The following is a 19,225-nucleotide window of genomic DNA, read 5'->3' as shown; positions in this document are numbered from 1 at the left end:
GCAGGCTTGGGCGAGGTCGACGGTTTCGATCCCCGGGCGCGCGGCCGATATGGGGGCGCGCAGAGCCATCTTCAATTTGCCGTGATCGGCGAAGCGCGCTTCTACCGCAAAGCCGTTGCGCAAAACAGTCAGAAACTTTGATGGATTATTGCGCCGCCGAGCTCGGGGCGCTGGTTTTTTCCGCGTTTTACATGCTGGACTGCTTGGCTTTTCTCAATCGGGGCCGGCTTTTCAGCCGATCGGACACTCAATGGCAGCAGGCGTCAGTATGATGAAGAATTTTTTTGCGAAATGACATGTCGCATTGGCATGGGGCAATCAGAGGACGCGCCCAATCCGAAAATAAATCCGATCAGGTGATCAGGTTGAGCAAGCGGAACAGCCGCTCGAACGTCCGGCCATAAGGCGGCCTGAGCAGGGCACCGGCACTCAGCCTGGATTGGACGAAGATCGGCTTTTCCTTGCTGAAGGTGCGGAAGCCCCATCCGCCGTGATAGGCGCCCATGCCGCTCTCGCCGACGCCGCCGAATGGCTGCCGTTCCTGCACCAGATGCATCATGCTGTCGTTGATCGTCACGCCGCCGGCAACGGTTTCTCGCATGATCCTCTGGCGATTGGCGCTGTTCTTGCCGAACCAATAGAGGGCGAGCGGACGCTCGCCGCGGTTCACGTGATCGATTGCCTCATCTACCGCGCCGTATTCAACGATCGGCAGCACCGGCCCGAAGATTTCCTCGCGCATCAGCCGCAAACTCTCGCCGGCGTTCCTGACCAGGACCGGCGCCATCTTGCGGTCGCTCACGCCAAGCCTTTCATTTGCCGGGTTGACCTCGGTGACATCGGCGCCGCTTTCGCGCGCCTCGGCGACCATGTCGCTCAGCCGCCGCTGGTGCCGTTCGCTGACGATGGCCGTGTAGTCGGGATTGTCGCCCAGGCGCGGATAGAGCCGCGCCATCGCGCCGGCAAGTTTTGCGGCGATCGCCGCGCCTTGCCCTTGCGGGACCATCAGATAGTCTGGTGCGATGCAGGTCTGGCCGGCATTCAAGAGCTTGCCGTAGGCGACGCTCGCAACCGCAGCGTCGAGATCGCACGACGCATCGAAGATCGCCGGCGACTTGCCGCCAAGTTCGAGCGTCACCGGCGTCAGATTGGCGGCCGCGGCTAGCGCCACCTGCCGGCCGACCGCGGTGGAGCCGGTGAACAGGAGATGATCGAAAGGCATGGACACGAATGTCTTGCCGACTTCGGCATCGCCGACCACAACGCTCATCTCGTCGGAAGAAAAATGCTCTTCGACCAACCGGGCGAGCAGGTCCGAAAAGTTCGGCGTCAGCTCGGACGGCTTGAGCAGCACCCGGTTGCCGGCGGCTAGAGCGGCAGTTGCCGGCGCGATGGCAAGCTGGAACGGATAGTTCCAGGGCGAGACGATGCCGACGACCCCGAGCGGCTGCGGCAGAAGGCGGTTGCGCCCCGGCAGGAACGGCAGGCTGGTGGCGACGCGGCGCTCGCGCATCCAGCCGCGCAGATGCCGGATGGCGTGCTTGATGCCGGCGCGAACGACGAACAGTTCCGCAAGCCGTGTTTCCTGCGCCGCCCGTCGAGTGAAATCGCTGTCGATCGCCGTGCAGATCTCGGCTTCATGCTTTTCGGTCAGCGCCAGCAGCCGCTTCAGCCGGTCCTTGCGCACTGCGAGGCCAGGAAAGGGGTCCTTCTCGAAAGCCCTGCACTGCGCCTCAAACTTGACCCCGAGAGAGTTCTGTCTGGTCTGCAGCATCGCTACCTCCCGTTTACGTCGAGGTAAACTACTCGCGCGACGGGGGTGAATCCAGCATATCGCCGGTTCCGCAAGGGAAACTTCAGCGCCTGCTGAAGCGCGCGACAGGGTTGGGCAGCTAGGCTCGCCGGCGCGCTGACTCTGGCTTGATGCGCGCGGCGAGGAATTCCTTGACCCGCCGGCCCGGCGCCGGGCCGCGCATCGGCTTGAAGCCGTCGTCGAGCTCGCCCGAGAGGTCGAGCGTCGCTCGGCTGCCGACCGCGTCGTAATTCTCCTCCAGCCAATCGCTGGCCGCACTGCGGCCAAGGTCCCGCAGATAGGCGAGGAAGGCCCATTCGGCGTTGACCTTGGACGAGGCCGACAGATCCTTGAAGGCCTCGTCGGCATCGATGCGGTGCATGCGGATGTCGCGGTATTCGCCATGCGGCAGGCGTCCCGCCGCGATCAGTTCCTTGACGAAGGCGATCGAGCGGAATTCGCGCAGCAGCCCGGCATTGAAGGTGATCTCGTCGATGCGGTTCTGGATCTCGTTGGCGCTCTTCGGCGTGCCTTCGCGCACCACCGGGTTGATCTGCACGAGCAGCACATCCTCGGTCGCCGCAGTCTTGAAGAACGGATAGAGCGCCGGATTGCCGCCATAGCCGCCATCCCAATAGGGCACGCCCTTGATCTCGACGGCGCGGAACAATTGCGGCAGGCAGGCCGACGCCATCACCGTGTCGAGGTCGATCTCGCCATCCGAGAAGACGCGCAGCTGCCCGGTCTCGACATTGGTCGCCGAAATGAAGAGCTCCATCGACTTGCAGGCGTGCACGTTGCCGAAGTCGATCTCCTTCTCGACCACATCGCGCAGCGGGTTGAGGCCGAGCGGATTGGCGACGTAAGGCGAGAAGACCCGCGACATGGTGTCGAAGAAGAAATAGCCGGGCGTGTTCTCGATCGACCAGTTCCCCCAGACGACGTCCCACGGCATGCGTTGCACCGGGCTGAACCGCCCCTTCGAGGCCACAGCACGCCAGAAATCATCGAGCTTTGTGCGCGCGCCCTCGACGCCGCCGCGCACGAAGCCGTCGGCCAGCGCCACCGCATTCATCGCGCCGGCGCTGGTGCCGGACACGGCAGCGATCTCGAGCCGCCCGTCTTCGAGCAGACGATCGAGCACGCCCCAGGAGAAGGCGCCGTGCGAACCGCCGCCCTGAAGCGCGATGTTGATCTTCTTCTTGTCCCCCGCCTTGCCGTTCTTCGCCATGGCGTTCCTTGTCTCGATGTGCCGGCCTGCCCCTGCGTCATTGGAGCGGGACCGCTGCCGTCAGCCTATGTTGCAGCGCAGCATATAAGGACGGACCAAGGCAAGAACACGAGCACACAAGCGTGATCGGGTGAAATTTCGCTCATGAAAAAACTGTCCGCTGCCGGACGCGGAGTATTGCATTGGGGTTTGCTCGCGGCGTCAGGCGACGAGATCGGGCACCGGCCCGACATAGCGCGACTGCGGCCGGATCAGGCGTCCGGTCGCCTGCTGCTCGCGCGCATGCGCAATCCAGCCGGCGACGCGGCCGGCGGCAAAGACGTTGGAGAACGCCTCCTTCGGGAAGCCCGCGGCTTCGAGCAGGAGCGCGGTATAGAATTCGACATTGGTCTGGATCGAGCGTTGCGGCTTGGCGACCCTGAGCACGTCGAGTGCCGCCTGTTCCACCGTCTCGGCGAAGGCCAGCCGGCTGCCGGTCTCACAACGTGTGCCCAGCCGCCGCACGACGGCTTTCAGCACGTCGGCACGTGGGTCGCGCACGCGGTAGATGCGATGGCCGAAGCCCATGATGCGCTCGCCGCGCGCGATCTCGTTTCGCAGCCAGGCGGCCGCGTCGCCGCTCGCCTCGATCGCGTCGAGCATCTCGATCACCGGCCCCGGCGCGCCGCCATGCAGCGGGCCTTTGAGCGCGCCGAGCCCGGCCAGGATCGCCGAGGTCAAGCCCGCCTGCGTCGACGCCACCACCCGCGTTGCGAAGGTCGAGGCATTGAGCCCATGGTCGCTGACCGTCACCAGATACGTATCGAGCGCCTTGGCAAGCGCCGGCGAGGCCGTACCGGAGAGCATTCGCAGCATGTCGTTGGCATGATCGGCGCGTGCGTCCGGAGGAACAGGCTTCTCGCCGCGTCCGAGCCGCAGCAGGGCCGGCGTTAGCACCGCCGGCGCCGCGATGAGCCGGAGCGCGTCGGCGAGCGAGTCGCCGTCGGGCAGAAGGGCGATGCCGGCGCGCATACCGCTGTAGACATCGAGCGCTGGAAGTCCAGCGAGCATCGGCTGCAGCCGTTCGAAAACCTCGACACGCGCATTGCCGATCGCCTTCTCCAGCTCGTCGTCGCCGGGAAGCTCGTCAAAGAACCCGTCGAACAAGAGGCGGACCACCTGGCCGTAGCGCCAGTGCCCGGCGAGTTCCGTCAACGAATGGCCTCGGATGGTGAGATGGCCGCCCGCGCCGTCGACATCGGAAAGAACCGTCTCCGCCGCCACAACATCATCGAGCCCATTTGCCATGACTGTCTCCTTGACCCTTTGTGCACTGCAGTTAATGCTCTACAATCAACGCATCAATCTTGATCAACTGAATCAATATGAGGCGGTGCGGACTTGTCCGAATGGCTGACGCGGGAGGAAGCGCTGGCGCGGCTCAAGGTCCGGCCGCAGACGCTTTACGCCTATGTCAGCCGCGGCCGCATCGGCATGCGGCCCGACGGGGCCGATCCGCGCCGCAGCCAGTATCGAGCCGACGACATAGCCGCGCTCGCCACCCGCCGGGCGCGCGGGCGCAGCCCCCAGGCGATCGCCGAAAGCGCCATCGCCTGGGGCGAGCCAGCGATCACCACTGCCATCTCGACCGTGCTGCACGGCCGCCTCGTTTATCGCGGCAAGGATGCCGTTGCGCTTGCCGCGACAGCGACGCTGGAGGAGGCAGCAAGCCTGCTTTGGGCATCCGGCGCCGCGATATCCTTCGCATCGCTGACGCCTTCGATCGTTCGCGAGAGCGGCACCCCGACGGCCTTTGCAAGATTGTCGGCGCTTGCCGCGGCTGGCCGGCCTTCGCTCGGCCGCAGGCCGGGCATGCTGCAGCAGGATGGCGCCAGCGCCACCAGCGTGCTCGCGACGTCACTCGGTGCAAGCCCGGGGGCGGAGCCGGTGCATGAAAGGCTGGCGCGCGGCTGGTCGGTCGACGCTGCCGGTGCCGATCTCATCCGCAAGGCGCTGGTGCTTTTGGCCGATCACGAGCTCAACGCCTCGACCTTCGCCGCACGCGTCGCCGCTTCGACCGGCGCGCCGATCGTGGCCTGCCTGCTTGCCGGGCTCGCTGCCCTTACCGGCCAGCGTCATGGCGGCGCCGGGGCCGCGGCCATCGCGCTGGTCGAGGATGCCGAGCGGCTCGGGCCGGACGAGACGATCGCGCGCTGGCTGGCCCACGACCGGCCGCTGCCCGGCTTCGGCCATCAGCTCTATCCCGAAGGCGATCCGCGCGCCGAGGCTCTGCTGCCCGACTTCGACATCGCTGACGATCTGCTTCATCTGCGCGACGCCGTCCTTGCCGCGACCGGCATGCGCCCGAATGTCGACTTCGCGCTGGCCGCGCTGACGCGCAGCCTCAATCTCCCCGCCGACGCGCCCTTTCGCCTGTTCGCGCTCGGTCGCAGCATCGGCTGGACGGCGCATGCCATCGAGCAGGTGACGAGCAACAGGCCGATCAGGCCGCGAGCCCGCTATGACGGCCCTGCAGGAACACCTGACGGCTAGCCATCACGACATGGTGTCGAGCTTGCGCTGCATGGCGGCGATCTGCGCCTTCAATTCCTGCAGGTCGTCGGATTTCTCGTCCTTCTTCGGCGGCTCGGCGGGCGCCGCGGAATTGGGGCCGCCCGACGGGAACGGCGTGAACATGCGCATCGCGTTCTGAAACATCTCGACGTTGCGCCGCGTCTGTTCCTCCAGCGCCTTCATCGGCGTCTTCATCATGTCGATCGGTGCCTTGCCGAAGGCGCCCTTCAGCTGCTCGCGGAAGCGCTCCTGCTCCTTGGAGAAGGCGATCATCGACTGTTCGAGGAAGCTCGGCACGATCATCTGCATCTGGTCGCCGTAGAAGGAGATCAGCTGGCGCAGAAACGGGATCGGCAGCATGTTCTGCCCGTCCTTGTTCTCCAGCTCGAAGATGATCTGGGTCAGCACCGGATGCGTGATGTCGTCGCCGGTCTTGGCGTCCTGCACGGTGAATTCTTCGCCCTTCTTGACCATCTCGGCCAGATCTTCGAGCGTCACATAGGTGCTGGTGCCGGTGTTGTAGAGCCGGCGGTTGGCGTACTTCTTGATGACGATCGGGTCGTCTTTTGCGGCCATCCGTATCCTCCCCAGGATACCGGCGCGTTCACAGTAAGCGGCCGGTAACGATTGCGCCATTTGTCGAGGATATGCGCAAAAGCGTCACAATTCCAAGCGGTTTGTGCAGTGCGGCATCAATTAATGCCGAAAGGGCGGGCCAAATTGTGCTGCAGCGCGATGGCCACGCCGTCACGATAAGCGCTCGACTTGCTTGCGGCGCATGGCGGCCATGCCGATTTCCGGTTTGACTCAGGTGCTTGAACGGGCAAGAAAGTCTCCAAAGGATAGCCTAACGACACCTCGAAGCCTGGAGAAGAAAATGTCCGCTTCCAATTCAATCGTCGTCGCCAGCGCAGCCCGCACAGCAGTCGGCTCCTTCAACGGCAGTTTCGCCGCCACGCCCGCGCACGAGCTCGGCGCGGTCGTCATCAAGGAATTGCTCGCGCGTGCCAAGGTCGACCCGGCGGAGGTGGACGAAGTCATCCTCGGTCAGGTGCTGACCGCCGCTCAGGGCCAGAACCCGGCCCGCCAGGCTTCCATCAATGCCGGTCTGCCCAAGGAGACGACTGCTTGGGGCCTCAACCAGGTTTGCGGCTCGGGCTTGAGGGCCATTGCGCTCGGCATGCAGCAGATCGCCACCGGCGACGCCAAGGTGATCGTCGCCGGCGGCCAGGAATCGATGTCGCTGTCGCCGCACGCCCAGCACCTGCGCGCCGGCGTCAAGATGGGCGACTACAAGATGATCGATACCATGATCAAGGACGGCCTATGGGATGCCTTCAACGGCTACCATATGGGCAACACCGCCGAGAACGTCGCTCGTCACTTCCAGATCACCCGCGAAGTCCAGGACGAGTTCGCGCTGGCCTCGCAAAACAAGGCCGAGGCGGCGCAGAAGGCCGGTAAGTTCAAGGACGAGATCGTCGCCGTCACCATCAAGGGCAAGAAGGGCGACACCATCGTCGACCAGGACGAATATATCCGCCACGGCGCTACGCTGGATGCCATGACCAAGCTGAAGCCGGCCTTCGACAAGGACGGCACCGTCACCGCCGCCAATGCTTCGGGCATCAATGACGGAGCCGCCGGCGCGCTGCTGATGAGCGAGGCCGAGGCTGCCAGGCGCGGCATCACCCCACTGGTCCGCATCGCCTCCTGGGCGACCGCCGGCGTCGATCCGGCGATCATGGGCACCGGCCCGATCCCGGCCTCGAAGCGGGCGCTGGAAAAGGCCGGCTGGTCGGCCAAGGACCTCGATCTCGTCGAGGCCAACGAGGCCTTCGCCGCGCAGGCCTGCGCCGTCAACAAGGGCATGGGCTGGGATCCCTCGATCGTCAACGTCAATGGCGGCGCCATCGCCATCGGCCATCCGATCGGCGCCTCGGGCGCCCGCGTGTTCAACACGCTGGTCTACGAGATGCGTCGCCGCGGCGCAAAGAAGGGCCTCGCGACGCTTTGCATCGGCGGCGGCATGGGCGTTGCGATGTGTGTGGAAGCCTTGAACTGAGCGAGCGGCGAACTGAGCGAATAGCGAATGAGGAGTAGCGAACAGGGGAAATAGCGTTGCGCGACGGGCTATCGGATCCCTACTCGCTCTTCGCCACTCCCTATTCGTTCTTCCGACCAAAGGGAGGAAATGCATGAGCAAGGTAGCAATCGTCACGGGCGGATCGCGCGGCATCGGTGCGGCGATATCGGTGGCCCTGAAGAATGCCGGCTATTCGGTCGCCGCGAACTATGCCGGCAATGACGAGGCGGCCCAGAAATTCAAGGCCGAGACCGGCATCCCCGTCTACAAATGGTCGGTTGCCGATTATGACGCTTGCGCCGCAGGCATCGCCCAAGTCGAGGCTGATCTCGGCCCGGTCTCGGTGCTGGTCAACAATGCCGGCATCACCCGCGACACCATGTTCCACAAGATGACCCGCGAACAGTGGAAGGAGGTCATCGACACCAACCTTTCCGGCGTCTTCAACATGACGCATCCGCTATGGAACGGCATGCGCGATAGGAAGTTCGGCCGCGTCATCACCATCTCCTCGATCAACGGCCAGAAAGGCCAGATGGGCCAGGTCAATTATTCGGCCTCGAAAGCCGGCGACATCGGCTTCACCAAGGCGCTTGCCCAGGAAGGCGCCCGCGCAGGCATCACCGTCAACGTTGTTTGCCCCGGCTACATCGCCACCGACATGGTCATGGCCGTGCCGGAAAAAGTGCGGGAATCGATCATCGCTCAGATCCCGGTCGGCCGTCTCGGCGAGCCGGAGGAGATTGCGCGCTGCGTTGTCTTCCTCGCCTCCGAAGACGCAGGCTTCATCACCGGCTCGACGATAAGCGCCAATGGCGGCCAGTATTTCGCCTGAGATCTTGTTCGGCTGAACTCTTCTGACACCGATGGCAGGCGGCCCGCCGCAAACGGGCCGCCTGTTTTTGTCTGCGCTCCGGCAGCACCGGGTGGGCATGCCTCAATTTGGCACGCAAAAGTTAACAGCCTCCCCGCGCCCTGTGGGAAACCCGGTTCACAAGCTGTGGATTTTCGGTGCACAAGCTTTGGACAACACCATATCTAGGGGTGAACAAAACAGGAAGTTTTGCAGATCGCTGATTCGTCGCCGATTCGTTCCGGCTTTGGCCGAGAAGTTAACGCGCCGCGCCGGAAATAGGCGCGAACAAGATTAACGCCGGTTAGGAAAGATCAACCATTTCACAATGTTGGCGGCCGCGCTCGAGTCCGTCGCGGTCGCTCCCCCGCAAAGGTTAACGACGCTCCGGAACCAGCGCGAGCCAAGCACGAAACGGGCCAGTTCACAGATTCAGCATGTGGTGAGACTCATGGTCAAAAAATCCACATATAGCCGTGAACAAAACCTGAATCAGAGCGAGTCAGTGATTCGTCGCCGATTCGTTCCAGACTCGTTCCAACGGTTAATCGGCCGCGGATTTTGACCTTGCCTGTCGTCGCGCCATCTCTTGATGGGAACATTCCGCTTTCGCTTCGCGTCTGAAATCCCTATGTGTGCCCTGTCACACGCGGCGGCACCGCCGCGTCCCCGACAACAAGCGGCAGAAAGCCTCATTTCCGAGCCGATGAATATCCAGCCGAAACCCTCCCAGCCGCTGATCCTTTCCGGCCGCGACGTAACGGCCGTGCTCGGCCCCACTAACACCGGCAAGACCCATCTCGCCATCGAGCGCATGGTGTCGCACGACACCGGCATCATCGGTCTGCCGCTGAGGCTCCTTGCCCGCGAGGTCTATACGCGCGTCTGCGAGAAGGTCGGCGCCAGCAAGGTGGCGCTGATCACCGGCGAAGAGAAGATCGTGCCGGCGAGCGCGAGATATTCCGTCTGCACCGTGGAAGCGATGCCGCGAGAGACCGATGCCGCCTTCGTCGCCATCGACGAGGTGCAGCTCGCCGGCGACCTCGAACGCGGCCACATCTTCACCCACCGCATCCTGCATCTGCGCGGCCGCCAGGAGACGCTGCTTCTGGGCGCCGCCACCATGCACGGCATCCTGCAACGCCTGCTGAAGGGCGTCTCGGTGGTGACGCGGCCGCGGCTGTCGCATCTTGCCTACGCCGGCTCGAAGAAGCTCACCCGCCTGCCGCGGCGCACGGCGATCGTCGCCTTCTCCGCCGACGAGGTCTATGCCATCGCCGAATTGATCCGCCGCCAGCAGGGCGGTGCTGCCGTCGTTCTCGGCGCGCTCAGTCCCCGCACCCGCAATGCCCAGGTGGAGATCTTCCAGTCGGGCGACGTCGACTATCTAGTCGCCACCGATGCCATCGGCATGGGCCTGAACCTCGACCTCGAGCACGTCGCCTTCGCCCAGAACCGCAAGTTCGACGGCTACCAATACCGCAACCTGACCGCCGCCGAGCTAGGCCAGATCGCGGGGCGTTCCGGCCGACACCTGCGCGACGGCACCTTCGGCGTCACCGGCCAGGTCGATCCGTTCGACGAGGATCTGGTCAAGAAGATCGAGGGGCACGATTTCGACCCGGTGAAGGTGCTGCAGTGGCGCACCGCCGATTTCGATTTTGCCAGCCTCGATGCCCTGAAACGCTCGATCGAGACCAACGCGCCGGTCGAAGGGCTGACCCGGGCATTGCCGGCGGTCGACGCTCAGGCGCTGGAACATTTGTCGCGCGACGGCGACATCAGGACGCTAGCCACCGGCAGGGAGCGCGTGGCGCTGCTGTGGGAGGCCTGCGCGCTGCCGGACTACCGCAAGATCGCGCCCGCCCAGCATGCCGACCTCATCGCCTCGATCTATATGGACCTTGTACGCCATGGCCATGTCGATGAGAATTACATGGCCGAGCAGGTGCGGCGGGCCGACACCACGGATGGTGATATCGACACGCTGTCGCACCGGATCGCCCAGATCCGCACCTGGACCTTCGTCTCCAACCGACCGGGCTGGCTGGCCGATCAGCTACACTGGCAGGAAAAGACGCGCGAAATCGAAGACAGATTGTCGGATGCGCTGCATGAGCGGTTGACGAAACGCTTCGTAGACCGCAGGACTTCCGTCCTCATGCGGCGCCTTAGAGAAAATACCATGCCTGAAGCTGAAATCAGCCCAACCGGAACCGTGCTCGTCGAAGGCCATCACGTCGGCGAGCTGCAGGGTTTCCGCTTCACCGCCGACCAGAGCGCCGGCGGCGAGGACGCCAAGGCGGTGCGCACCGCTGCCCAGAAGGCGCTCGCGGCTGAGTTCGAGGCGCGCGCCGAGCGCTTCGCCGCCTGCGCCAACGGCGATCTGGCATTGGGCTCGGACGGTGTCCTGCGCTGGATCGGCGCGCCGATCGGCACCCTGGTTGCCGGCGACGAGGCTTTGAAGCCGCGCCTTGTGCTGCTTGCCGACGAGCAGCTCACCGGCCCTGCCCGCGACAAGGTCGCGGCGCGCGCCGAGCGTTTCGTCAATTTTCAGATCGAGTCGCTCTTGAAGCCGCTGGTCGATTTGAAGAACGCCGAGCAGCTCACCGGCATCGCGCGCGGCATCGCCTTCCAGCTCGTCGAGCATTTCGGCCTCATCAACCGCCGCGACATCGCCGAGGAAATGAAGTCGCTCGACCAGGAAGGCCGCGCGGCGCTGCGGCGTCTTGGCGTGCGCTTCGGTGCCTACCACGTCTTCGTGCCGGCGCTGATCAAGCCGGCGCCGGCCGGGCTGGTGACGCTGCTCTGGGCGCTTAAGAGCGACGGCAAGGACAAGCCAGGCTTCGGCGACGTGGTGAATGCGCTGGCATCGGGCCGCACCTCGGTGGTGATCGATCCTGCTTTCGACAAGACGTTTTACAAGCTCGCCGGCTATCGCAATCTCGGCCGCCGCGCCGTGCGCGTCGATATCCTAGAGCGGCTGGCCGATCTCATTCGCCCCGCGACCAACTGGAAGCCCGGCCTCGGCCAGCGACCCGACGGCGCCTATGACGGCCACGCCTTCATGGTGACGCCGCCCATGATGTCGATCCTCGGCGCCACCGCCGACGACATGGAAGAGATCCTCAAAGGCCTTGGCTATCGCGCCGAACCGAAGCCGGCGGCGGAGGTGAAGGCCAAGCTCGACGCGCTGGACAATGCCGCCCGCGAGGCCGCGGCTGCGAAGCTTGCGGCGGAAGAGGCTGCGCGTGCTGCACAGGCGGCAGAGGCGCACGCCGTGGCAACAGACACGGTTGCAGAGGCAACGGTCGAGGGATCCGAGCCGGCTGCCGCTGTAGTTCCTGCCGAAGCCATCGCGGAAGCCGCGACGGAGCCTGACGCGAAAGACCCGGCGGAAGCGTCGGCTGCGGTCGCGGAAGAGACTCCGCCTATGGAGGCCGCCGCAGCGGTGGACGCGGCAGCAGTGCTTGGGTCGGCTGAAAGCGCCGACGCCTCCCCCTCCGCCTCGATGGCGGAGGTCATTGCGCGAAGCGACGCGGGTGGGGGTCACGGCGCCAACGATGCAGGCGGCACCAACACCGGCGACGCCGGCGCTCCCCACGAGGGCGAAAGTGGTGAAGGCGCAGAGCCCTCCGCCGAGCCGGAAGAGCAGAAGCCGATCCTGCTGTGGCGGCAGGCGCGCTTCGACCATTCGCGCCCGCGCCACCGCCATGACAATCGCCGCGACAATCGTCCGCGCAACGGCCAGGCGGCAGGCGATGGCCAGGCGGGTGCCACGGGTGGCCAGGCCGGCGATCGGCCAGCCCGTGAGGGCCGCCGCGACCAGCGCGACGGGGCCGGCAAGCCGCGCTTCGACCGCTCGAAGTTCAAGCCGAGACCGGAACGCGAAGGCGGCGAACGGCGCGAAGGCAGGCCTCAGGGCGAGCGTGCCGATCGCCACGAGGGGGGCCGCCGCGAGGGCCGGCCGGACTGGAAAGGCAACAGGCAGGACGGCAAGGGCAATGCCGCAGGCGGCAGCAAGCCGACCTTCCAGAGCAAGCCGCGCGAGGAGCGTCCGCAGCGCTTCGATCCGGATTCACCCTTTGCCAAGCTCGCCGCCTTGCGCGACCAGCTGAAGAAATAGCCTCGGCCGGTCGCGATGGTTGGAGAAGGCCGCCAGCGCATCGACAAATGGTTGTTCTTCTCGCGTGCGGTGAAATCCCGGTCGCTGGCGGCGAAGCTCGTCATTGCCGGGCGCGTCCGCATCAATCGCGACAAAGCAGCGCAGGCCTCCGATCTGGTCAAGGCCGGCGATGTTCTGACCATCACGCTCGACCGCCGAATCCTTGTCTGGAAGGTGCTTGGGCCTGGCGCCCGGCGTGGTCCTGCCGACGAGGCGCGGCTGCTTTACGAGGATATGTCGCCGTCGCCGACGGCCAAGGGCGAGGCGGTTCCTGACGCCATTCCGGCGCTGCGCGAGGCCGGCACCGGCCGTCCGACCAAGCGGCAGCGGCGGCAGACGGACCGGCTGCTCGGCGAGGACTAGAAGATACGACGGAACCTCGTCGCGGCAGGCGCGCGGAATTCCTTTCCGCGATGCCGGCTCAGGCGGGAAGTCCTGCCCTTGCAAGCGGCGGGCAAAGGCGTTACCTCACCAAAAAAGCCCAGCAAATACGGGACGTCCCGGAGCCTGCGATGACCTATGTCGTGACCGACAATTGCATAAAATGCAAATACATGGACTGCATCGAGGTCTGTCCGGTCGACTGTTTCTACGAAGGCGAGAACATGCTCGTCATCCATCCTGACGAGTGCATCGACTGCGGCGTGTGCGAGCCGGAATGCCCGGCCGACGCGATCAAGCCGGACACCGAGTCCGGGCTCGACAAATGGTTGCAGGTCAATTCCGAATACGCGGAGAAATGGCCCAACATCACTGCCAAGAAAGAGCCGCCGGCCGACGCCAAGAACTTCGACGGCGAGGCCGGGAAGTTCGAGAAGTATTTCTCGCCGGAGCCCGGCGAAGGCGACTGAAGGCCGGGCCGGGCAAGCCGGCATGACGCGACGTAAGCGAGCCGATACAATTGCTGTCTTGACAGCCAGCGATGGCCCATGGCGTTAGCGAATGCAGCAAAACCTTGATTCTTCCGACTTTTTGTGTTATATCCGCGAAACATGCCGGTGACACAACGTCGATTTATGGCGCTAACGCCCCAAATCACTGAAAGGTGAACTTTTCAAATCCGGACCAGAGCGATCTGGGGCAGGCAATCGCATTCGTGCGGTTTGTCGGTCCCGGCTTATTCCGGTGAGTTCACTTGTTGTGCGGCTAAAGATCGGCTTCCGCCGATCGTCTGAGTTCAGCCGGCGCCGCCATGCCGGCGCTACAACTAAGGAGTTCAGGGCGTAATGGCAACGATCACCCCGCAGAAGAAGTCCACCGCGGCCCGTCACGGGTTCAAGACCGGTGAGTTTATCGTTTACCCGGCGCATGGCGTCGGCCAGATCGTGGCCATCGACGAGCAGGAAGTCGCGGGTCACAAGCTGGAGCTGTTCGTCATCGATTTCCAGAAGGACAAGATGAGGCTTAAGGTGCCGGTCGCCAAGGCGACCTCTATCGGCATGCGCAAGCTCTCGGAAGAGGATTATGTCGATCGCGCGCTGAAGGTCGTGCAGGGCCGCGCCCGCATCAAGCGCACGATGTGGTCGCGTCGCGCGCAGGAGTATGATGCCAAGATCAATTCCGGCGACCTGATCTCGATCTCGGAAGTGGTGCGCGACCTCTATCGCGCCGACAACCAGCCGGAGCAGTCCTATTCCGAGCGCCAGCTCTACGAAGCCGCGCTCGACCGCATGGCTCGCGAGATCGCCGCCGTCAACCGCATGTCGGAGACCGAGGCGGTTCGCCTCATCGAGGTCAACCTCAACAAGGGTCCGAAGCGCGGCGCCAAGGCCGACAACGAGGAAGCCGAGCAGGAAGAAGCTGCCTGAGCATTCGCCTGCCGAACAACGAAGAACCCGGCCTGGCGCCGGGTTTTTTGTTGCGCGCAATATCGGAAGGTCGGCGCTGCCCTCATTCGCCTGCCGGCACCTTCTCCCGTATAGTGAACGGGGAGAAGCGAGATGACGGCGTCGTTGGCGCCCATTCTGAAACGTTGGCGATTGGCGAACTCTCTGATGAAAGCGTCCTTTCTCCCGTCACTATACGGGGAGAAATGCCCGGCAGGGCAATGAGGGGCAGCGCCAACTTATGAAGGAATCGTACCTGATCCCCCGCCCCCGCCTTCCTTCCGCGCCTCCTCCTGCCGCAGCGAGGCGATGAAGCGCTTGGTCCGCTCGCGCTCGGGGTTGTCGAACACGATCGAAGCCGGGCCCTTCTCGACGATCGAGCCGGCATCGAGGAACACCACCTCCTGCGCGATCTTGGAGGCGAGTCTCAGATCATGCGTGGCCATCACCATGGTGGTGCCCTCGCGGGCCAGTTGACCCAGCACGTCGACCACTTCCTGCGCCAGCTCCGGATCGAGCGCCGAGGTCGGCTCGTCGCAAAGCAGCACGCGCGGCGACGGCGCCAGCGCCCGGGCGATCGCAACGCGCTGCTGCTGGCCGCCTGACAGAGTCGCCGGCCAGGCATCGGCCTTATGCGCCATGCCGACCTTCTCGAGCAGCGCCATCGCCCGCTCGCGCGCCCGCGCCTGCGGCCATTTCAGCACCGTCACCAGCCCTTCCATGACGTTCTCGATCGCGGTGCGATGCGGAAAGAGCTGAAAATTCTGAAACACCATGCCGGTCTGCAGCCGCACGCGCTGAATGTCCGCCGCCGGTACCTTGGCGCCCGGCCGAAATTCCAGCGTCTCGTCGCCGATGCGCAAAGTGCCCGAGGTCGGAATTTCCAAGAGGTTGATGCAGCGCAAGAGCGTGCTTTTTCCGCCGCCCGAAGGCCCGACCAGCGCCGTGACACTGCCTTCGTCGATGCTGACGGTGACACCTTTCAGGACAAGATTGTCGCCGAAGCGCTTCTCGATGTTGGTAAGGCCGATCATGCATTGGCCTCCAGGAAGCCGCCATAGCGGTTGAGCCGCACCTCCAGCCGCGCCTGCAGAGCCGACAGCACCGAGCTCATCGCCAGATAGAGCGCCGCCGCCTCGACATAGAGGATCAGCGGCTCGTAGGTGGTGGCGACGATGCGCTGCGCAGCCTGGAACATTTCGGGCACCGTTATTGCCGCCGCGAGCGAGGTGTCCTTGACCAGCGATATGAACGTATTGGAGAGCGGCGGCACCGCGACGCGGCCCGCTTGCGGAAGGATCGTCCGCCGCATCGCCTGGCTCCAGGTCATGCCGATCGAATAGGAGGCCTCCCACTGCCCTTTCGGCACCGAGCCGATGACGGCGCGGATGATCTCCGACGTGTAGGCGCCGATATTGAGCGTGAAGCCGATCAACGCTGCGGGAAAGGCATCGAGCAGGATGCCCACCGACGGCAGGCCGTAGAAGATCAGGAAGAGCTGCACCAGAAGCGGCGTGCCGCGAAAGATCCAGACATAGAAGCGCACAAGCGCGACCAGCGGTTTCGGGCCGAACAGCCTGATCAGCGCCGTCACCAGCCCGGCCATAAGCCCCAAGGCGAAGGACAGCAGCGTCAGCGGCACGGTAAAGATCAGTGCCGCCCATAGCAGCGTCGGCAGCGACTCCAGCATCAATTGCAACCAGTGCGGCACGGAGCCCTTCTCCTTTCCGGACGCTGCGACCCTCTGGCCGCATGCCGAGCGACTATCAGGTAAAAATCGGCGGGCCGTCAAAGACGGCCCGCCGGAACTCAAGCAAAAGGGATGACTGGGCTTACTGCGAGACGTCCTCGCCGAAATATTTGTCGGCAATCCTCTTGTAGGTGCCGTCGGCCTTGATGTCGGCCAGCGCCTTGTTGATCGCCGCCACCAGTTCCGGATCGCCCTTGCGCACGATGACACCGGAATAATCGGCATTCTCTTCCTGCGCGGCGATCTTCACATTGGCGTCGGGCTTGTGCTTCTTGAAATCGAGGAAGGACAGGCTGTCGTTGATGGTGGCGTCGGCGCGACCGGTGAGCAGCAGCTGGATCGACTGGTCGAAGCCGTCGGTGCCGACCAATTCGGCGCCGTTCTTCTCGGCGAGCTTGCCGAAATTCGAGGTCAGCGACTGCGCCGCCTTCTTGCCCTTGAGATCCGCGAATGTCTTGATGTCGCTGTTGTCGCCGCGCACGATCAGCACCGCCTTGGAGGCGATGTAGGGATCTGAGAAATCATACTTGGCCTTGCGCGCGTCGGTGATGCCGACCTCGTTGATGACGGCGTCGTAGCGGTTGGCGTCGAGCCCCGCGATCAGGCCGTCCCACTTGCCCTCGAGAAACTGCACCTTGACGCCGAGCTTCTCGGCGATCGCCTTGGCGATCTCCACGTCGAAGCCGACCAAGGCGCCGGAGTCATCATGATAGGTGAAGGGCGCGTAGGTGCCCTCCGTGCCGACCTTGATCACGCCCGCCTGCTTGATCTGGTCGAGATTGGCGCCGGCATGACCGGCTGTGACTGCCAGAACCTGCAGCGTTCCGGCGACGAGAAGCGATTTGAGCCATTTCATTTTTCTGTGATCCCGTTTTGACCGGTGCCCCGGCGCATGGTGAGAGCCGCAAACTGGCAGATGGAAGCTCAAGAAATAAGGAACCAGATTTCAAAAATCGACCGTTCCAGAAATCCAGTTCTCAAAACCAGCGAAAAATCCGCCAAGCCAAGCGTCACGGATCGATAACAGAAACGTTTTCGGCAGGCATATGCATCCGCCGGCACTACGGAACCATTCGCGCTTCTGGCACGTTGCTGGCTGTTGTAGGGCGCTGCGACGTCATTTCAACCGTCATCCAGTGCAACGACCGCCAAAAGGAGCCGGCATGATCGAGGATGTGGCAGGACGGACACTGGTCCGGGCGGCAATGAAGGCTCCCTATCTCGAGCGCGACGAGGAGCATCTCCTGGCTATACGCTGGAGGGAAAAAAAGGACCAGGACGCGCTGCATCTGATCACCGTCGCCCATATGCGGCTGGTGATTTCGATGGCTTCCAAATTCCGCCACTACGGTTTGCCGCTCGGCGACCTCATTCAGGAAGGCCATGTCGGCCTGCTGGAAGCGGCTGCCCGCTTCGAGCCCGCCCGCGAAGTGCGTTTCTCGACCTATGCCACCTGGTGGATCCGCGCCTCGATGCAGGATTATATCCTGCGCAACTGGTCGATCGTGCGCGGCGGCACCAGCTCCGCGCAGAAGGCGCTGTTCTTCAATCTGAGGCGGCTGCGCGCGCGGCTTGCCAACGGCGCCGAGCCGCTCTCCAATGCCTCGCTTTACCGCGAGGTTTCGGCCGCGCTCGGCGTGCCGGAAGCCGACGTGGCGATGATGGATTCGCGTCTTTCGGCCCCCGACAGCTCCCTCAACACCCCGCTTGCCGATGAGAACGGCGCCGCCGAGCGGATGGATTTCCTGGTCTCGGAGGATCCGCTTCCCGACGAGGTCGTCGGCGAAACGATAGACGTCGAGCGCCGCGCGGTCTGGCTGAAGAGCGCGCTCGGCGCGCTCAATGCGCGCGAGCTGCGCATCATCGAGGAGCGCCGCCTGAGCGACGACGGCGCCACCCTGGAATCGCTTGGCGAGGCGCTCGGCATCTCCAAGGAACGCGTCCGCCAGATCGAAGCCCGCGCCATGGAAAAGCTGCGGGCGGCGCTGGTGAAGCAGAACCCCGAATTCCTGGCGGAAGCCGCCTGAAAGCCAAGGCAGCGACTCGAAGTCGCCAGGAGACTATCAGTCAGCCATCCCGGCGGCTTTCTGCATCCGTAGCCATGGATTGTGAATTCTTTAACAGACCCTCGCGGCGTAAACTGTCTTCCTGACTGCACCAACTTTAGCGGATGGGGGTTTGCCATGCTGCGATGCTGCGCGTTCCTTGCAGCCCTGGTTCTCGTGTGCTTCACCGCGTTCGAGGCTCACGCCGATCGAAGGGTTGCCTTGGTCATCGGCAATGCCGAATACCGAAATATTCCGGCTCTCAAAAACCCGGACAAAGATGCTCAGGACGTCGCGAACACGTTCCGGCTGGCCGGCTTCGACGTGTTCGTCGCAAAGGACTTGACCAAGCTTCAGTTCGAGGAGCGGTTCCGCAACTATCTCGCCGCGGCGGACGGTGCGGATCTGGCCGTCGTCTACTATTCCGGCCACGGTTTTCAGATCGGGGGCGAGAATTTCCTGATCCCCGTCGACGCGTCGCTGAAGGATGCCGCCGACATCGAGGTCCAGGCGATCAAGCTTGACGACGTGCTGGAGCAATTGCGCTCGAAAGCGAAGATCCAGGTGATCATCCTCGACGCCTGCCGGAACAATCCTTTCCCCCGCCAGGATTACTGGCTGAGGGACCAGCTGATCGTCGCGGGCGACGCCGGCCTTGCGCAGGTGAAGAGCTCACTGAACACGCTGATTGCCTTCGCCACCGAGCCAGGCGCGGTCGCCTATGACGGGCGCGGTGCCCTCAGCCCGTTCTCATCTGCCTTTTCGCGCCACGCGTTGGCGCCCAACCAGGAAATCCGCACGGTGATGGCGGCGGTTCGCCGCGACGTGGTCAAAGCCACCAACGGCAAGCAGGTTCCGTGGGAGAATTCCTCGCTGGTCGACGAGGTGGTGCTGATGCGCCACGATGACGCCGAGGGTCAGGAG

17 protein-coding genes are annotated in these 19,225 nt (G+C 64.1%); 10 read left to right on the top strand and 7 right to left on the bottom strand.

Annotated features, from left to right (window positions below; all coding sequences use genetic code 11):
* The first annotated feature begins 6 nt into the window (after positions 1 to 6).
* A complete protein-coding gene (locus EOA79_RS34080) occupies positions 7 to 141 on the top strand; it encodes a hypothetical protein (protein ID WP_275955525.1) in 135 nt (44 codons plus the stop codon).
* A 211-nt stretch (positions 142 to 352) separates the two neighbouring features.
* Here the strand turns inward: EOA79_RS34080 and EOA79_RS08920 are convergent, their stop codons facing one another.
* The 3 genes from EOA79_RS08920 to EOA79_RS08910 all read right to left on the bottom strand — a co-directional run bounded on the left by EOA79_RS08920 (position 353) and on the right by EOA79_RS08910 (position 4,310).
* Positions 353 to 1,774 carry a coniferyl aldehyde dehydrogenase gene (locus EOA79_RS08920; protein WP_095824063.1) on the bottom strand — a complete coding sequence of 474 codons (1,422 nt, stop codon included), beginning with the start codon at positions 1,772 to 1,774 and terminating at the stop codon, positions 353 to 355.
* A gap of 118 nt (positions 1,775 to 1,892) precedes the next feature.
* Positions 1,893 to 3,023, bottom strand: a complete 1,131-nt coding sequence (locus EOA79_RS08915; RefSeq protein WP_095824064.1) for a patatin-like phospholipase family protein — start codon at positions 3,021 to 3,023, stop codon at positions 1,893 to 1,895.
* A 201-nt stretch (positions 3,024 to 3,224) separates the two neighbouring features.
* Entirely contained in the window at positions 3,225 to 4,310 is a 1,086-nt protein-coding gene (locus EOA79_RS08910; RefSeq protein ID WP_095824065.1) for a citrate synthase/methylcitrate synthase, read from the bottom strand.
* A 93-nt stretch (positions 4,311 to 4,403) separates the two neighbouring features.
* On the opposite strand from EOA79_RS08910, the gene EOA79_RS08905 reads away from it, so the two are divergent.
* Complete coding sequence (locus EOA79_RS08905) at positions 4,404 to 5,555, top strand: citrate/2-methylcitrate synthase (protein WP_095824066.1); 1,152 nt, start codon at positions 4,404 to 4,406, stop codon at positions 5,553 to 5,555.
* Between the two features lie 3 nt (positions 5,556 to 5,558).
* On the opposite strand, the gene phaR is transcribed toward EOA79_RS08905, so the two are convergent.
* Positions 5,559 to 6,152, bottom strand: a complete 594-nt coding sequence (gene phaR, locus EOA79_RS08900; protein WP_095799787.1) for a polyhydroxyalkanoate synthesis repressor PhaR — start codon at positions 6,150 to 6,152, stop codon at positions 5,559 to 5,561.
* A gap of 301 nt (positions 6,153 to 6,453) precedes the next feature.
* Between phaR and EOA79_RS08895 the strand changes: the two genes are divergently transcribed.
* The 6 genes from EOA79_RS08895 (at position 6,454) to EOA79_RS08870 (ending at position 14,488) form a co-directional block, all read left to right on the top strand.
* A complete protein-coding gene (locus EOA79_RS08895) occupies positions 6,454 to 7,641 on the top strand; it encodes an acetyl-CoA C-acetyltransferase (RefSeq protein WP_095824067.1) in 1,188 nt (395 codons plus the stop codon).
* Between the two features lie 133 nt (positions 7,642 to 7,774).
* Complete coding sequence (locus tag EOA79_RS08890; RefSeq protein ID WP_067319406.1) at positions 7,775 to 8,497, top strand: beta-ketoacyl-ACP reductase; 723 nt, start codon at positions 7,775 to 7,777, stop codon at positions 8,495 to 8,497.
* A 724-nt stretch (positions 8,498 to 9,221) separates the two neighbouring features.
* Positions 9,222 to 12,641, top strand: coding sequence for a helicase-related protein (locus tag EOA79_RS08885; RefSeq protein WP_095824068.1), 3,420 nt, complete (start codon positions 9,222 to 9,224; stop codon positions 12,639 to 12,641).
* Positions 12,642 to 12,656: 15 nt separating this feature from the next.
* Positions 12,657 to 13,043: an RNA-binding S4 domain-containing protein gene (locus tag EOA79_RS08880; protein WP_095799783.1), complete on the top strand. Its 387-nt coding sequence runs from the start codon at positions 12,657 to 12,659 to the stop codon at positions 13,041 to 13,043.
* A gap of 149 nt (positions 13,044 to 13,192) precedes the next feature.
* Positions 13,193 to 13,531: a ferredoxin FdxA gene (gene fdxA, locus EOA79_RS08875; protein WP_067001876.1), complete on the top strand. Its 339-nt coding sequence runs from the start codon at positions 13,193 to 13,195 to the stop codon at positions 13,529 to 13,531.
* A gap of 375 nt (positions 13,532 to 13,906) precedes the next feature.
* Entirely contained in the window at positions 13,907 to 14,488 is a 582-nt protein-coding gene (locus EOA79_RS08870) for a CarD family transcriptional regulator (RefSeq protein WP_040974338.1), read from the top strand.
* A gap of 257 nt (positions 14,489 to 14,745) precedes the next feature.
* Here the strand turns inward: EOA79_RS08870 and EOA79_RS08865 are convergent, their stop codons facing one another.
* The 3 genes from EOA79_RS08865 to EOA79_RS08855 form a co-directional block, all read right to left on the bottom strand.
* A complete protein-coding gene (locus EOA79_RS08865; RefSeq protein ID WP_067001874.1) occupies positions 14,746 to 15,540 on the bottom strand; it encodes an amino acid ABC transporter ATP-binding protein in 795 nt (264 codons plus the stop codon).
* Positions 15,537 to 16,217, bottom strand: coding sequence for an ABC transporter permease subunit (locus EOA79_RS08860; protein WP_067001871.1), 681 nt, complete (start codon positions 16,215 to 16,217; stop codon positions 15,537 to 15,539). The genes EOA79_RS08865 and EOA79_RS08860 overlap by 4 nt, the downstream gene beginning before the upstream one ends.
* A 121-nt stretch (positions 16,218 to 16,338) precedes the next feature.
* Positions 16,339 to 17,112, bottom strand: coding sequence for an amino acid ABC transporter substrate-binding protein (locus EOA79_RS08855; protein ID WP_095824071.1), 774 nt, complete (start codon positions 17,110 to 17,112; stop codon positions 16,339 to 16,341).
* 307 nt (positions 17,113 to 17,419) lie between these two features.
* Between EOA79_RS08855 and EOA79_RS08850 the strand changes: the two genes are divergently transcribed.
* The gene (locus EOA79_RS08850) at positions 17,420 to 18,283 is read left to right on the top strand and encodes an RNA polymerase factor sigma-32 (RefSeq protein ID WP_067001865.1); all 864 of its coding nucleotides are present in this window, start codon (positions 17,420 to 17,422) and stop codon (positions 18,281 to 18,283) included.
* Positions 18,284 to 18,439: 156 nt separating this feature from the next.
* A partial coding sequence (locus EOA79_RS08845; RefSeq protein ID WP_206639232.1) for a caspase family protein occupies positions 18,440 to 19,225 on the top strand: 786 nt, incomplete at its 3' end.

Origin of the sequence: Mesorhizobium sp. M1A.F.Ca.IN.020.03.2.1 (assembly GCF_004023205.1) — a bacterium.
Taxonomy (GTDB): Bacteria; Pseudomonadota; Alphaproteobacteria; order Rhizobiales; family Rhizobiaceae; genus Mesorhizobium.
This window is presented reverse-complemented; position numbering and strand designations above follow the sequence as displayed.

Excerpts from the sequence above, each read along its gene's own strand:
- EOA79_RS08885 (WP_095824068.1), top strand. The coding sequence starts at position 9,222 with ATGAATATCCAGCCGAAACCCTCCCAGCCGCTGATCCTTTCCGGCCGC.
- EOA79_RS08915 (WP_095824064.1), bottom strand. The coding sequence starts at position 3,023 with ATGGCGAAGAACGGCAAGGCGGGGGACAAGAAGAAGATCAACATCGCG.
- EOA79_RS08855 (WP_095824071.1), bottom strand. The coding sequence starts at position 17,112 with ATGAAATGGCTCAAATCGCTTCTCGTCGCCGGAACGCTGCAGGTTCTG.
- EOA79_RS08880 (WP_095799783.1), top strand. The coding sequence starts at position 12,657 with ATGGTTGGAGAAGGCCGCCAGCGCATCGACAAATGGTTGTTCTTCTCG.
- EOA79_RS08865 (WP_067001874.1), bottom strand. The coding sequence starts at position 15,540 with ATGATCGGCCTTACCAACATCGAGAAGCGCTTCGGCGACAATCTTGTC.
- fdxA (WP_067001876.1), top strand. The coding sequence starts at position 13,193 with ATGACCTATGTCGTGACCGACAATTGCATAAAATGCAAATACATGGAC.
- EOA79_RS08895 (WP_095824067.1), top strand. The coding sequence starts at position 6,454 with ATGTCCGCTTCCAATTCAATCGTCGTCGCCAGCGCAGCCCGCACAGCA.
- EOA79_RS08870 (WP_040974338.1), top strand. The coding sequence starts at position 13,907 with ATGGCAACGATCACCCCGCAGAAGAAGTCCACCGCGGCCCGTCACGGG.
- EOA79_RS08890 (WP_067319406.1), top strand. The coding sequence starts at position 7,775 with ATGAGCAAGGTAGCAATCGTCACGGGCGGATCGCGCGGCATCGGTGCG.
- EOA79_RS08910 (WP_095824065.1), bottom strand. The coding sequence starts at position 4,310 with ATGGCAAATGGGCTCGATGATGTTGTGGCGGCGGAGACGGTTCTTTCC.
- EOA79_RS08850 (WP_067001865.1), top strand. The coding sequence starts at position 17,420 with ATGATCGAGGATGTGGCAGGACGGACACTGGTCCGGGCGGCAATGAAG.
- phaR (WP_095799787.1), bottom strand. The coding sequence starts at position 6,152 with ATGGCCGCAAAAGACGACCCGATCGTCATCAAGAAGTACGCCAACCGC.
- EOA79_RS08920 (WP_095824063.1), bottom strand. The coding sequence starts at position 1,774 with ATGCTGCAGACCAGACAGAACTCTCTCGGGGTCAAGTTTGAGGCGCAG.